Genomic DNA, 14493 nt, shown 5'->3' with positions numbered 1-14493 from the left:
AGGCGCGGCGTAGAGGCGGACGCGTTGACAGGCGCGGAAGGCGCGAGGGGCGCGGAAGGCTTGTAGGACGCGGCAAGCAAACCCGGCGAAGCGCGGAAGGCGCGGTGCGGACGCGGAGGACCAGGAAAGCCTGGTGAAGACGCCGACGGCCTGGGGTGCGCGGAAGGCCCGGCGATTGGCCGAGGTCGAACGCCTGGGTGACGCGTCTCGGCAGGATGCCTGCCGCCCAACCCCGGACGCCGAGCCGGATCGCGTCGGCCGCGCCCGGCCGTGCCGCCCCGGCCAACCCACTGTCTCCCGGCACCCGCGCCGCCGTGATCGCGAATGGAACGCCCGTTGAACGGATAGCAGTACGCGCATGGTTCTTCACACGCGTTCCGTGCAGGTCGCAGCGTCCACCGACCAGGCGTACATGGTCTTGTCGGATACCGACAGGCTCCCCGAATACTTCCCGCCGGTGACCGCCGTCCGGACCACCTCGGCCCACGCGGTCGTGGTGACCGCCGGCGAGGCCGCGCAATCCGTGGCGGCCGAGGTCGACCTGGACCGGGACGGCCCCGGCACCCGCATCGAGTGGGCCGTGCGCGGTACGCCGTACACCGGCATCGTGATCGTCCAGGACGGCCCCAGCGACATCGACAGCATCGTCACCGTCATGGTCGAGGACGGCCGGGATCCACTCGACCCGGGCGCGGTCGAGGGCGAGCGCGTCCACGACTCGGCCCAGTTCGGCGGCAAGGAGGGCGGCGAGGCGTTGTCGGTGGACGCCCTGACCCGACACCGGGAAGCCGGCGCGGACACCGACCTAGCCGTCGGCGACATCCTCGAACGCGGCCTCGACCACCTGCGGATCTACCTCGAGACCGGTCGGCGGCAAGGCTGACGCCGCAACCGCCCCACCCCGCGCCCGCCACCACCCGCCCCGAGCGAACCCCGGCCCGCCCACCACCCACCGCTCGGGGCGCGCTCGCACCCGGCCAACCCGGCCGGGGCCCGCCCGCCCCGCCCACAAAGCGCCACCGACCCCACCCGCCGAGCCCAATCGAGCACGTCCCCCCAAAAGCCGCCCGAAGCCCCGCACACGAAAGCCCACCAAACCCCACACACGCACCCCGCCCGAAGCTTGGCCCCGCAACGCACCCACTCCCGCAGCCCGCCCGCAGGCCCGCATCCGACCGTCGCCCCACGCGTGAAGAGCAACCAAAGCTCTGCCCGCGCGGCCCGACCGAGGCTCCACACGCGCAGCCCGCCCGAGGCCCGAGCCCGCAACGCGCCGGGAGTCCAACCCGCAGAGCGCACCCGAAGCCTTGCTCCCGCAGTCCGCCCGGCCTCTGCGGTGGCTCGACCCGAGGTTCGGTGGGCAGGGCCGACCGAAGACCTGCTTCCGCTGCCCGGCCGGTGCCTCGACGATGGGGCAACTTGCTTGCTGGGTAAGCGGGTTACCCAACCACCCGGCTATTCGCCGCGTCCCCGAAACTTCTTCGGGTAATCGGGCAAACCCGGCCATCCGGGAGGGTTGACGCGAGTAGGTTCCGACCAGGAGCATCCGTTCGGCTGCTCGGGGACGCGCGGAGGGATCGGCGATGCCACTCACTGCTTCCAGCACCTGTTACTCCTGCGAGCGCCGCTTCGTCGAGGACTCCGACGAGGAGTACCGCTCGGTGTTCGAATGCCCGACCTGTCGGGACGTTTTCGTGCACGAGAGGTGCAGCAGTTACTGCCTGGCGTGCGGGAACGCCGAACTGCGGGACGTATCCGGCCGCGTGGTCGCCCTTCGCGAGAGCACGACGCGTGAGGAGAAGGAGAAGAAGGGCAAGGAGTCGGCCAAGCGCGGGACACCCCCGGCACCTGCACCCACGACCACCGGCGCCGGTGCCGGTGCCCTGTCGGTGACGGCCGCCGAGCGCGAACGACTCGAAGCCGAGGCCCACGCGAAGCTCCTGCCCGCGGACGACGATGACGACGACGACGGGCCGGCCTTCGATCTCGGGACGGTGAACTCCGTGGACACCTCGAACGAGTTCGGCGCCTTCGATCGCAGTTTCCGCTGGGTGCCGCCCGCGGGCGCGACCGGGTACATCGTCCAGCGCATCGACCGCACCGAGCGGGTGAACCGCGACGACGGGTCGATCGACGACACGCGCAGTTCGGTGGCGCGGTACTGGGAGGCGTGGCCCGTGGTCGACGGTACGGTCCGGGGCGCGGACGGGACGACCGTGCTCGACACCGGTGCACACGATTCGTGGGTGGCCCGCGACCTCCCGGCCTGCCGGGGTCGACACGGCCGCTGGGAGGTCATCGGCACCGTGTACTGGCTCCCGCAGGGGACCCCGCTGCCCGCCGTCTTCCGGCGCGGGGCGGTGCCGGCCGCGTCCCCGTTCCTGCTCTCGACCTTCGAGGATCCGCATCTGGTCGGCGAGTCGCTGATGGTGCACTCGCGCTCCGGGTCCTGGGACGCCCGCACCCTGACCGCCGCCTGCGAACTACTGGCCCGGTGGCAGGCCGACGACGTCCTGACCGACGGCGTGACCGAGACCCTGAAGACCCTGACCGACGACTACCGCTTCAGCCGCGCCATCGCCGCCGCGGCGGTGGAGTGGGGCCAGGGCCGGGGGTACACCTTCCAGCCGTAGGTTCCGCGTCGACGAAATCGGCTCGACGGGGGTGCCCCGTCGCGTGAGGCATGGGCGCGCGACGTCGACCGAAGCAGCGGCGCTTGCTCTTCAGGACCATGCCGCGCTCTGGAGTGCGGGCGAGATACCGGCGATCGACGTCGACGACGCGGCCTGTGTCGCGCTCGTCGCGGGGCTCGACGGCCCCGGCCTGCGGATCCTGGCTGCCTGTACGCGTGCCGAGGCGGTCCGTGACGTGCACGAACTGCTCCCGGTGGCGCTCGGAGAACTCGGTCTCGCCTTTGACGCGTTCGGCGGGATCGATGCGGAGATCACGGCGGAGGCCCGGCGCCTGGGCCGGCTCATCGAACCCGCGGACGGATCCGGCTGACGCATGCCCCCGCCGCCTGCGGCGGGTGCGGGGAGTGGTCGGGTGCATGCTCACTGTTGTCCTGATGTGGGGTCGTCTTGATGAACCCTTGACACCTCCCTTCGCCGGGCTTAATTTTCTCTCACTCTGAAATATTTTCACTCTGAGAGGTGAACATGGCGGAGACGGCGGATGCCCGATGGGCCAACCGTTCCAGCCTGCTCGCGGTGTTGCTGGCCGGTGGGCAGCACAGTCGCGCGGGTCTCACCCAGCAGACCGGGCTCAGCGCCGCCACCGTGTCCCGGGTGGTCGAAGGGCTGCTGGACGAGGGCCTCGTCCGTGAGGGCGCCGTGCTCCAGACCGGCCGGCGGGGCCGCCAGGGCGTGGTGATCGAGGTCGCCGCGGAACGCGGTGTCGCGGTCGGCGTCGACCTCGGCGGCACCACCTGCCGGTTCCTGGCCACCGACCTGCTCGGCCGCTCGCCGCGCTACCACGAGGAGCCCACGCCCCGACACCTCGCCGCCGACCACCTCGCGGACTGGCTCGCCGAGCGGGTCCGCGCGCTGTACGCCGCCGCCGGGACCGACACCGCCGTGCCCGACGTGCTGCGCGCGGGCGTGATAGGGCTGCCCGGAGCGGTCGCGGCCGACGGGCTGGACGTGCGCGGCGCGACCAACCTCCCGCAGATCGAGGGCGACCTGTTCACCCGCCGGCTGCGCCGCGCCCTGGAGGGCACCGTCGCGTTCGGCAACGACGCCGACCTGGCCCTGGAGGGCGAACTCCGGCACGGCGCCGCCCGCACCGCCGACACCGCCGTGATGTTCACCGTCGGTGCGGGCTTCGGCGCGGGTGTGGCCGTGGATCGGCACATCCGGGGCGGACCGACCGGCCTCGTCGGCGAATTCGGCTTCCTGCCCGTCGACTCCGACGAGCACACCGTGGAGGAACTGGTCGGCGCCGAGGGCCTGATGCGCGCCGCCCGCGAGGCCGGCCTCGACGTGGCCACCGCCGCCGACGTCTTCACCGACACCGCGCCGGCCGCCCGCGCCGTGGTCGAACGCTTCGAGCGTGCCCTCGGCATCGCGCTGACCGCGGTCACCATCGCGTACGAGCCCGAACTGGTCGTCCTCGGCGGCCGCGTCTCCGCCTCCATCGACGCCGCGATGACCACCCGGCTGCGCGAGCGGGTACGCCGACGATTGCCCGCCTGCCCCGAGCTGGTGCACTCCGAACTGGCCGACCTGGCAGGCGCGTTGGGCGCGGTATCGCGCGGCCTCACCGCATTGCGCGTGCGCTTCGACGTCGCACCCGACGCGGCGGCGGCGGTCCGAGCCGACCTCGACCTCGCGGCCTTGCTGACGCCACGGGCGCACTGAGCCCGACCCCACCCCACAGGCGCGCGTCCCCACCCTCCCCGCACCCTCGGGGCCCGTCCCGCCCCACCGAACCGCCTGGAGTACCACCCATGTCCACCGCACTGCCCTCGCCGCCCGCGAGCCCGAACCCGAAGGGCGGGTCGCTCCGCCGCAACACGCTGTCGGTGTTCGGCGCCGTCGCCATGTGTATGGCCTTCATGGGCCCCGCCACCAGCGTCGCGTTCAACACGCCGCCCGCCGCGGCCGGCGCCGGGTACGCGCTGCCGCTCGCCATCGTGTTGGCCATGGTCGCCAGCCTCCTGGTGGCCAACACCATCGCCGCGTTCGCCCGCAAGCTGCCGGCGGCCGGCTTCGCCTACACCTACAACAGTCACGGGTTCGGCAAGTCCGGCGGCTTCCTGTCCGGGTGGCTGCTGCTGCTCACGTACGGCATGGTCGGGCCGATGTTGTTCGCCGCGCTCGGCGGGTACAGCCACGACTTCCTGGACAGCCAGTTCGACATCCGGGTGCCGTGGCAGGTGATGTCGTTGGCGTTCGCCGCCGTGGTGTGGGGCGTCAACTCGCTCGGGGTGTCCAGTTCGGCCAAGACCGCGCTGATCTTCCTGGTCCTGGAGGTCGGCGTACTGCTCGGCCTGGCCGGGGTGATCCTCGGCGACGGTGGCGACTCGGGCCTGTCGGTGGCGCCGTTCAACCCGGCCAACTCCATCGACGGGTTCAGCGGCCTGGGCACCGGCATGCTCTGGGGCATCCTGATGTTCATCGGCTTCGAGTCGGTGGCCACCCTCGGCGAGGAGGCGCGTGGCGCCAAGCGCAGCATCCCGCTCGCGCTGTTCACGGCCGTCGCGGTGATCGGCACGTTCTATGTGCTGATGGCCTACTCGACCTCGATCGGCTTCGGCTCCGGGCACGGCTCGGACCTGTCCGGCGACGCCGCGCCGCTGACCACGCTGGTCGACCGCTACTGGGGCGTCACCTGGATCCTCGCGCTGACCGTGATCGTCAGCCAGTTCGCCAACGTCGTCTCGGGATCGAACGCGGCCGTGCGGGTGTTGTTCTCGATGGGCCGCGAGGGGGTGTTGCCGCGCTTCCTCGGCCGCACCAACGAGCGCCACGTGCCGCAGTCGGCGATCACCGCGTATCTGGGCTTCTCGCTCGTGTTCGCGCTGGCCCTGGGCAGCGGCTTCGGCGGCGACCTCGGTCCGCTGGGCGTGTACGGGTTCGCCGGCACCATTCTCGGCCTCGGCATGGTGATCATCTACATCCTGATGAGCATCGCGGTGATCCGGTTCTACCTGCGCGAACACCGGGGCGAGTTCGCCCTGTTGCGGCACGGGATCCTGCCGGGCGCGACGGTGCTGCTGATGCTGCTGCCGATCTACGGCCAGTTGTGGCCGGTGCCGGATCATCCGAACAACCTCGTGCCGTACGTGATCGTCGGCTGGATGGTGCTCGGCGCCGCGTATCTGGTGTGGGCACACCGCTCGCGTCCGGAGGTATTGGCCGCGATGGGACGGGTGTTCGAGGACGAACCGGGCGACGACACGACGGAAACGACGGACGCTTCGACGGCGGCGTCCCGGACCGCGTCGACGGGGGTGGTGCCGGTGTCGACCGGCCGGACCTGATCCGCACACCGTTCAGCTGCCCGCATCCCGCCCGCGCCAAGGAGACCCGATGTTCCTGGACCGACTGCTCGCCCGCAACCGCCCCCTGATCGACGCCGTCGTGACGGCCCATCAGGCCGGCGAACTGCTCGCCAACACCTACGTGGTGGACCTGGACACGGTCGCCCGCAACGCCGCCGCCATCGCCGACGCGGCCCGGGCGCGCGGTTTGTCCACCTACGTGATGGCCAAGCAGTACGGGCGCAACCCCGACGTGACCCGCACCGCGATCGAGGCGGGCCTCGGCCCCGTCGTCGCGGTGGACACCGCCTGCGTCTCGGCGGCGGTGCGCCATGGGCTCCCGGTCGGCCACGTAGGACACCTCGTGCAACCGCACCGGGGCAGCGAGGACTTCGTGGTCGGCGCCGACCCCGAGGTGGTCACCGTGTTCTCGCTCGACGCCGCGCGCCGCATCGGCGCGGCGGCGCGGCGTCGGGGCGGCCCGCCCGTGTCGGTGCTGCTGCGGGTGCACGGTGAGGGGGACCGGTTCTACTTCGGCCACGGCGGCGGCTTCCCGGCCGCCGACGTGGAGGCCGCCGCGCGGGCGGTGCACGCCATCGAGGGGGTCGCGGTACACGGCGTCACCACGTTCCCGGCCCTGCTTGCCGACCCGGACAACCGGCGGATCGCCGCCACCCCGAACCTGACCACGCTCGTTACGGCCGCCGAACGCCTGCGCGCGGCCGGGTTCGACATCCGCCAGGTCAACGCGCCCGGCACCACCTCGGCCCGCTCGCTGGCCATCGCCGCCGACGCGGGGGCCACGCACGTCGAGCCGGGCAACGCGATCCACGGGACCACGCCGCTGCACGTGTTCTCCGAGGACGCCCCGGAGCAGCCGGCGATCGTGTACGTGACCGAGGTGTCGCACGTGGACGGGGACGACGCGTACGCGTTCGCCGCCGGCCACTACATCGACAAGGTCCTCGGCGACTTCCGACTCACCGCGCTGGTCGGCCGGGACGCGGCGACCGCGACCGCCGGGGATCGGGTGGCGCGCGTGGATACCGCCCCCGATGGGGCGATCCACTACTACACGGTGCTGCGCGACGCCCGCCGTCTGGACATCCGTCCGGGCGACACGGTGGTGATGTGCTTCCGGCCGCAGGCGTTCGTCACGCGTGGGCGCACCCAGGCGGTCGCCGGGCTGCATGCGGCGGGGGGTGCGCCGGTGTGGGGGAGCAGGTACGACGCGGAGGCGCGGGTCGTGGAGGACGCGTCGTGACGCGTGGTGCGCGTGCGATAGTCGCGCTGGACATCGGCGGCACCAAGACCGCGATGGCCACGATCGATGCCGCCGGGGTGGTGTCGGCCGGGCGGCGGGTGCCCACGCGCGCTCCCGGTGAGGACATGGGGCGCGCGTTCGATCGGCTGCTCGGGGCGGCCCGGGACCAGGTCGCGGCGGCGACCCGGGGTGGGCGGCACGAGGTGGTGGCCGTGGGCCTGGTGTGTCCCGGGACGGTGACCTCGGCCGGGGTGGAGCTGTCGCCGAACCTGCCCGGCATCGAGCGGGTGGACGTCCTGGGCCGGGCCCGGGAGGCGTTCGGGGCGCTGCCGGTGGTGGTGGCCAACGACGTCAAGGCGGCGGGGCTGGCCGAGGTGCGCTCCGGTGCGCTCGTCGACGCCGATCCGGGGTTGTTCGTCAATCTGGGTACGGGCGTGGCCGCCGCGCTCACCGTAGGCGGCCGGGTCGTGGGCGGCGCGCGGGGTGTGGCCGGCGAGATCGGCTACGCGCTGGCGCCCGGCCGCCCGGACGAGCCGGACCTGGAATCGCTGATCGGCGGCGGCCCGCTGCTCGCCCGCACGCAGGCCCTGTACGTGCTCGGCGGCACCGGCCCGGCCCCCGACGCGGCGGCGATCCTGACCTCCGCCGACCCCCGGCTGCGGGCGGTCGCCGACCAGGCGCTCGACGTGCTCGCGGGCCACGTGCTCAACCTGTACCTGGCCCTGGACCCGACCCGGATCGCCCTCGGCGGCGGGTTGATGGCCGCGGCCGACCGGGTCCTCGACGTACTGCGCGGCTTCGTCGCCAAACACGCGCCCGGCGCCGCCGCCCCGGACGAGGTGATCGTCGCGGCACGGCACATCCACGACGGCGCGCTGCGTGGCGCCGCCGCCCTGGCCTGGGACATCGCCCTCGGCGAACGCCCGAAGTGGGCGCTGGTGACGTGATGGGCCCGACCCCCCGAAGAACCGCCCTTCCCGAACCGATCGACCCGGCACGGACCGAAGCGAAGCCGACCGAAGCAAGGCCGACCCGAGCAAAGCCGACCGAAGCAAGGCCGACCGAAGCACAGCCGACCGAAGCGAAGCCGACCGAAGGGACCAACGCCATGACCCCCGCAACCCCGAGCACGCCGACCACCGACCATCCCGCCGCCCCCGGGGCCGTGATGGCCGCCGAGATGGCCGAACAGCCCGACGTCCTGGGCCGGTTGGTCGCCCGCCTGCCCGAACTCGGCGAGGCCGTCCGGGCCGCGCTGCCCACACCGCTGCTCGGGTCGACGCTGATCGCGCGCGGATCGTCGGACAACGCCGCGGTGTTCGGCCGCTACCTGTACGAGCCGGCGTCCGGTCGCCCGGCGGGCCTGGCCGCGCCGAGCCTGGTGACCCGCTACGGCGCGCGCACCGACTACTCCGGCTACCTGGTCACCGCGCTGAGCCAGTCGGGCCGCACCCCCGAGATCGTCACGGCGGTCCGGGCCGCGCGCGAACAGGGCGCCAGGGTCGTGGCGATCACCAACGAGGCGGACAGCCTGCTCGCCGCCGAGGCCGACGTCCTGGTCGCCACCGACGCCGGCACCGAGATCGCGGTCCCGGCGACCAAGACCGTCACCGCCCAACTCCTGGCCGTGGTCGGCATCGCGCTCGCCCTCGGCCCGCTGCCGCCGACCGTCGCCGATCTCGCCGACCTGGCCGAACTCCCCGAAGCGGTACGCCGGGTGCTGGCCGACGCCGACGCGTGCGAGAGGTTGTCCGCCGACTGGGCGCACCACGACCGCCTGGTCGTGGCCGGCCGGGGACTCGGCGGCGCGGTGGCGTTGGAGGGTGCGCTCAAGATCCGCGAGACCTCCGGCGTATTCGCCGAGGGCATCTCGGTCGCCGACCTGCTGCACGGCCCGATCGCCGCACTGGGAGCCCGCGTTCCGGTCCTGCTGATCGACCTGGGCGGCCCTACCGCGCCCGACATCGCCCGACTGCGCGAGCGCCTGGTCGCCGACGGCGTCCCGCACGCGACGGTGGCCCCCGAACTCGGCGGCCTGCGTACGGAGGCCGCCCGGGCCATCGCCACCACCGTGCATCTGCAGAATCTGGCCCGCACGTTCGCCCTGCGCCGAGGGGCGAACCCGGACGCCCCGGCGGGTCTGGCGAAGGTGACGCCGACGACCTGACGCGGTCGGCTCGCACATCTCGTCTGCGCAAATCTCGTCCCGCGAACGCCGAACCGTTCGAGGCCCCGGTACGTATCTGACTATGTGGTGTGTTGTCACTCGACTATGTCCGACAGCACCCGCAAGGCCAGGAATCAACCGGATCGGGGGGCGGTCGCTCGGAAGACAGGGACCCGAGCGATCGCACGGTTCGCGGGAATCGAGGGGAGCGAACGGACATGAACGGGGACAACGGGGAACTCGGGCGATCGGCCACGGACTTCCGGGATTCGGGGGAGCCCAAGGAATCGACGGAGCCGCTGCGACGCCACGGCGACCGGTCCGGGGGCAACACCCAGTCGGCGCACGGCGGTACACCGACCGGGCGCACCAACGGCGTCAAGCCGCCCGGCACGGGACGGCCGACGATCGGTGCCACCAACGGGGTCAAGCCACCGACCGGGTCGGCCGTCGCGGGGGCGGTCGGCCCGCGTCAGGTGCGGGGCGAGGAGGGCGGTCGCTGAGCGGGGCCGATCGGGGCCGGCTCGTTCGAGGCGCGTGGCGGGTCGACGGGGTGCGCCAGGTCCACGGCGAAGTGCCACTGTCCGTCCTGCAGTTCCGTGTAGCGCAGGTTCGGAAATGCCGCGTACAGCGCCTTGCGGGCGGCCCGGTTGTCGACCCGGATCTGGGCGTGCAGGACGCGTACCCCGGCCGCCTTGGCCACGGACGCGACCTGCCCGATCAACCGGGTGCCGAGGCCGTGCCCCTGGTACCGGTCGCCGACCAGGGCGGCGATGTCGGCGTGACCGGGCTCGTCGTCGAGTCCGTACTCCGCCCAGCCCACGATGTGGTCTCCGCTGTGGGCCACACACGCGTTCCACCTGCCGTGTGCCCGGGCCTCGATGATGTGGGTCCGGTACCAGTCGGGGATCGTGGTGCTCGCCGCGCCGAATCGCGCGGCGAGTGCGTTCGGTGTGAAGTACGCGGCAACTCGCCCGAGTTCGTCGACATCGTCCGAGCGCCACGGGCGCAGGCGCACGGTGTCGGCGAGGGCTACGCGGGCTACGGGGGCCATGACGCTCACGGTGATCAGCTCCGAGTGCGGTCGGTGATGCCCAGGGCGGTGACGGCCGATCCGGCGGCGGTGGCCGCGATGAACCACCAGGCGTGACGGAAGGCACCGGTCGGATCGGGCGCGGTGCCGGTCGTGCCGAGGACGGCGACCAGGATGGCGACGCCGAGCACGTACCCGAGTTGGCGGCTGGTGTTGACCACGGCACTGCCGGTCGCGGCCTGGTCACCGGGCAGCCGGGCGGTGGCGCGGGAGAGCATGAGGGGCATGGCCAGCCCGATACCGACTCCGATGACCAGCCATCCCGGCAGGACCCGCGTCGTGTATCGGGGATCGGCGGACGCGCCGGCGGCCAACAACAGGGCGCCGCCGGCGAACAGCACGTTGCCCGCCGCCACCAGCACCCCGATCGGCACCCGTGTGGCCAGCCTTCGGCCGACGACCGCGAACAGCGGCACCATCAGCGGGCCCGGCGCGATGGCCAGGCCGGTGGCCAGGGTCGAGTAGCCGCCGGGGCCCTCCAGCCACAACACCACGGACGGGAAGACCGCGCCGAAGGCGGTACAGAACGTCAACACGGTGATGTTGGCCCACACGAACGTCGAGGTGCGGAACAGGGCCGGATCCACGGCCGGTTCCGGATGGGTGAGGATCCGCCCGACGAAGATCGCGATACCGACGGCGGCGACGGCGAAGGTGCCGATGGTCGCCGCCCCGGTCCACGCCCAGTCCCGGCCCTTGACCAGGCCCAGGGACAGCGCGCCGAAGGCGACGATCAGCGCGGCCGTGCCGAGCGGGTCCGGCATGCGTACGGCCGAGGCTTCGCGCAGGTCGGGGAGCACGCGGCGGGTCGCCACGAACGCCGCCACGCCGATCGGGATGTTGATCAGGAACACCCACCGCCAGGACAGCTCCACCAGGCCGCCGCCGACGACGGGACCGACCGCCGCCGCGAACGAGCTGGTGGTGGCCCAGATTCCGACCGCCTTGGCCCGGCGGTCCGGCGGCAGCGCGGTGAGCAGAAGCCCGAGGCTCGCCGGGGTGAGTACGGCCGCGCCGACCGCCTGGAGCCCGCGGAAGAACACCAGCCACCACAACTGGGGCGCCGCGGAACAGGCGGCGCTCGCCACGGTGAACAGGGCCAGTCCGGCGAGGAACGCCGGTTTGCGGCCGTACCGGTCGGCGAGCCGGCCGGCCGGGATCAGCAGCGCCGCGTAGACGATGGCGTAGGCGTTGAGGACCCAGCTCAGGTCCGCGAGTGGTACGTCGAATTCGGCGCCGATGTCGGTGAAGGCGACGTTGACCACGAACACGTCGAGCATCGCCATGAACGCCGCGGAACACACGACGAACGTGATGGCCGTTGGTCCACCGGGGACTTGCCGCCGTTTGTCGGCGACCGGCGCGGCTTGTGTGGCCTGCGAGGCCATGGGGATCCCCCTGTGATGCGGGTCGGATGGTCCGGTCGAGGGCAGCGCTGCGCGGTCCGCTTCAAGCAGTGCGCGTCAAGGGCTGACTTTCCTGGAGTATAGGTAGCCAGAGCCTGGCTATACAAGGTGATAGTCGGGGTGGGTACGATGGGCTCATGCCGGTTGTCATGGAGGGCGCGCTCGCCGATCTGGGCGCGTGGAAGACCGATCACTGCTCGCTGGTCAAGGCGCTGGAGGTGGTCGGAACCCGCTCCGCGCTGCTGATCCTGCGCGAGGCCTGCTACGGCACGACCCGGTTCAGCGGCTTCGCCGACCGCATCGGGATCACCGACCGCGCCGCCGCCCAGCAGTTGCGCCGCCTGACCGAGGCAGGCCTGCTCGCCAAGCGCCCGTACCGGGAGGACGGCGGTCGTACGCGCGACGAATATGTGCTCACCGACATGGGCCGCGAACTGTTCCCGGTGATCGTGGCCCTGATGCAGTGGGGTGACCGGCATCTCCAGGACGGCACGGCGCCGCTGCACTACGTCGACCACGAAACGGGCGTACCGGTCCACGTCGAACTCCGCACCGAAACCGGCGACACGCTCGAACTCGAACAGGTCGGCATCCGCAGGAATCCCGCCTGGCGGGCCCCGAAGCCGGCACCGCAACCGGAAACGGCTCCCTGACCGGACGAGGGTCGGGTTCGTCCCGGATGCGGCGTCGGGGTCGTACCGTGGTGGGCATGCGCGTTCTGCTGGTGTCCGACACCCATGTCGCCCGTCGTGCCAAGGCCGTTCCGGAGCAGGTGCTGGTCGAGGCGGCGGTGGCCGATGTGGTGATCCACGCGGGGGACTGGGTCGACGTCGACGTACTCGACCTGTTCGAGGCGTCCTCGCATCGGGTGGTCGGGGTCTACGGCAACAACGACGGCGCGGACCTGCGGGCGCGGCTACCGGAGGTGGCCCGGGTCGAACTCGCCGGCGTGCGCTTCGCCGTCGTCCACGAGACGGGCCCGGCCGAGGGCCGCGAACGCCGGTGCGCGGCGCGGTATCCCGACACGGACGTCCTCGTGTTCGGACACAGCCACATCCCGTGGGACACGGTTACGGACACAGGTCTGCGCCTGCTCAATCCGGGCTCACCGACCGACCGCCGCCGCCAACCGCATCACACGTACATGACGCTGACGGCCGAGGCGGGCCGGATCAGCGACGTCGTGCTGCACAACCTCGACTGACGCACCGGGTCGCTGCCGCGCCTTTCCCGATCCCGAACGGGTCATTGCCGCGCTAGCTTGGGATCGGCATGGGTGAGTGTCACCTCCCAGGGTGAGAGGTACGCGGTGAGCGGACTCGGGGACAACGTCCGGCGGTATCGACGGGTGGCCGGGCTCAGCCAGGAGCAACTGGCGGAGGCGGCGGGCCTGGGCGTGTCGACGGTCGCCAAGGTCGAACAGGGCGGCGACGTCCGGATCGCCACGCTGCACGTGCTCGCGCGAGCGCTGGATTTGCCCACGTCGGCGCTCTTCGCACCGTCGGTGCCCAAACCCGTGCGCGACGAAGTGGGCTCCCGCATCCAGCTGATCGCGCTGCGCCAGGCACTCACGCCGGCAGTCGGCTTGGTCGACCGCGCCGACTCCGCCGAACTCACCCCGCAGCGCCTTGCCGCCACGCGGGCCCGGATCGATCGGGCCCACGAGCTGTATCAGGCCGACCGGTACGAGTCGATGGCGGACGAACTTCCCGCGATCCTGCGGGCGGTGCCCTCTGCCGAGGGGCCCGAGGGTGTCGCCGAGGTGCGGGTTGCGGCGCTGCACGCGGCCGGCAAATACCTCACCCAGGTTCGCCAATACGACCTCGCCTACCACGCGTTCTCGGAGGGCATCCGCGATGCCCGGGCCATGGGCCGGGTACACCTCGCGGCCACCGGCGTGGGCGGACTGTGCTGGCTGCTGCTGCGCCAGGGTCGCTTCGACGAGTGCGAACACCTGGCGGCGGAGACGGCCGACGGCATCGAGCCGCGCCTGTCGCGGGCCACTGCCGGCGAGATCGCGGTGTGGGGCGAGCTGCTCCAGCGAGTGGCTGCGGCGGCGGTGCGCAACAACAACCCCGATGTCGCCCGAGAGGCCCGCCGCATGGCCGGCACCGCGGCGACCGCCGTCGGCGTCGAGCACACCGACCGCAGCATGCACTGGGGATCGTTCGGCCCGGTCACGGCCCACCTGAAGACCCTCGAGGACTTCGCCGTCGTCGGCGACCACCGCGGACTGCTCCGGGGCGTCGAGCACACTCCGAAGCCGATCGCCGGTCCACTCCCGAGCCCGAACACGCAGAACCGACACCGCCTGGACATTGCCCTGGCACAGGCGCACGTAGGCGACTACGGCGAGGCGATGACCGAGATGCGGACCGTCCTACAGGCCGCGCCGGAATGGGTTCGCCACCAGAGCCTGGCCCGAGACGTGGTCCGACTGATCCTGAAAAAGCGCAAGCGCACCCTGACCACCGACATGCGCGAATTGGCCGATCACCTTGGTGTAACCGGATGACTACCGCGTAACGCGGTGACTCGGTGCCGGTCCCACCGAAACCGGGGCGCAGCATGTCTGGTTCC

At 72.2% G+C, this 14493-nt stretch carries 14 protein-coding genes; 12 read left to right on the top strand and 2 right to left on the bottom strand.

From position 1 onward, the window contains the following. Positions 1-358 precede the first annotated feature (358 nt). The 9 genes from ACH4XV_RS24470 to ACH4XV_RS24430 all read left to right on the top strand — a co-directional run bounded on the left by ACH4XV_RS24470 (position 359) and on the right by ACH4XV_RS24430 (position 9917). A complete protein-coding gene (locus ACH4XV_RS24470; RefSeq protein WP_395793191.1) occupies positions 359-883 on the top strand; it encodes an SRPBCC family protein in 525 nt (174 codons plus the stop codon). Between the two features lie 700 nt (positions 884-1583). Next, entirely contained in the window at positions 1584-2633 is a 1050-nt protein-coding gene (locus tag ACH4XV_RS24465) for a hypothetical protein (protein WP_395793189.1), read from the top strand. Positions 2634-2676: 43 nt separating this feature from the next. After that, positions 2677-3003, top strand: a complete 327-nt coding sequence (locus ACH4XV_RS24460; RefSeq protein WP_395793187.1) for a hypothetical protein — start codon at positions 2677-2679, stop codon at positions 3001-3003. A gap of 155 nt (positions 3004-3158) precedes the next feature. Further along, the gene (locus tag ACH4XV_RS24455) at positions 3159-4358 is read left to right on the top strand and encodes an ROK family transcriptional regulator (protein ID WP_395793185.1); all 1200 of its coding nucleotides are present in this window, start codon (positions 3159-3161) and stop codon (positions 4356-4358) included. 89 nt (positions 4359-4447) lie between these two features. Next, positions 4448-5983, top strand: coding sequence for an APC family permease (locus ACH4XV_RS24450; RefSeq protein WP_395793183.1), 1536 nt, complete (start codon positions 4448-4450; stop codon positions 5981-5983). A 49-nt stretch (positions 5984-6032) separates the two neighbouring features. Then, positions 6033-7247 (top strand): alanine racemase, encoded by a 1215-nt coding sequence (locus ACH4XV_RS24445; RefSeq protein ID WP_395793181.1) that lies wholly within the window; start codon positions 6033-6035, stop codon positions 7245-7247. Next, complete coding sequence (locus tag ACH4XV_RS24440; protein ID WP_395793179.1) at positions 7244-8194, top strand: ROK family protein; 951 nt, start codon at positions 7244-7246, stop codon at positions 8192-8194. Before ACH4XV_RS24445 ends, ACH4XV_RS24440 begins: the two co-directional genes overlap by 4 nt. Before the next feature lie 161 nt (positions 8195-8355). Beyond that, on the top strand, positions 8356-9414 hold the full coding sequence (locus ACH4XV_RS24435) for an SIS domain-containing protein (protein WP_395793177.1): 1059 nt from the start codon (positions 8356-8358) through the stop codon (positions 9412-9414). A 218-nt stretch (positions 9415-9632) separates the two neighbouring features. Then, positions 9633-9917 (top strand): hypothetical protein, encoded by a 285-nt coding sequence (locus tag ACH4XV_RS24430; RefSeq protein WP_395793176.1) that lies wholly within the window; start codon positions 9633-9635, stop codon positions 9915-9917. On the opposite strand, the gene ACH4XV_RS24425 is transcribed toward ACH4XV_RS24430, so the two are convergent. Further along, positions 9887-10468 carry a GNAT family N-acetyltransferase gene (locus ACH4XV_RS24425; protein ID WP_395793174.1) on the bottom strand — a complete coding sequence of 194 codons (582 nt, stop codon included), beginning with the start codon at positions 10466-10468 and terminating at the stop codon, positions 9887-9889. The two genes, ACH4XV_RS24430 and ACH4XV_RS24425, sit on opposite strands and share 31 nt — an antisense overlap. Positions 10469-10482: 14 nt before the next feature. Beyond that, a complete protein-coding gene (locus ACH4XV_RS24420) occupies positions 10483-11811 on the bottom strand; it encodes an MFS transporter (RefSeq protein ID WP_395793172.1) in 1329 nt (442 codons plus the stop codon). Positions 11812-12050: 239 nt separating this feature from the next. On the opposite strand from ACH4XV_RS24420, the gene ACH4XV_RS24415 reads away from it, so the two are divergent. The 3 genes from ACH4XV_RS24415 (at position 12051) to ACH4XV_RS24405 (ending at position 14428) form a co-directional block, all read left to right on the top strand. After that, positions 12051-12566, top strand: coding sequence for a winged helix-turn-helix transcriptional regulator (locus tag ACH4XV_RS24415; RefSeq protein WP_395793170.1), 516 nt, complete (start codon positions 12051-12053; stop codon positions 12564-12566). A gap of 56 nt (positions 12567-12622) precedes the next feature. Further along, positions 12623-13117, top strand: coding sequence for a metallophosphoesterase family protein (locus ACH4XV_RS24410; protein WP_395793168.1), 495 nt, complete (start codon positions 12623-12625; stop codon positions 13115-13117). A 72-nt stretch (positions 13118-13189) separates the two neighbouring features. Then, positions 13190-14428 (top strand): helix-turn-helix domain-containing protein, encoded by a 1239-nt coding sequence (locus tag ACH4XV_RS24405; RefSeq protein WP_395793166.1) that lies wholly within the window; start codon positions 13190-13192, stop codon positions 14426-14428. The last annotated feature ends 65 nt before the right edge of the window (positions 14429-14493 follow it).

The sequence above is a fragment of the Embleya sp. NPDC020630 genome (assembly GCF_044334985.1).
GTDB lineage: Bacteria > Actinomycetota > Actinomycetes > Streptomycetales > Streptomycetaceae > Embleya.
This window is presented reverse-complemented; position numbering and strand designations above follow the sequence as displayed.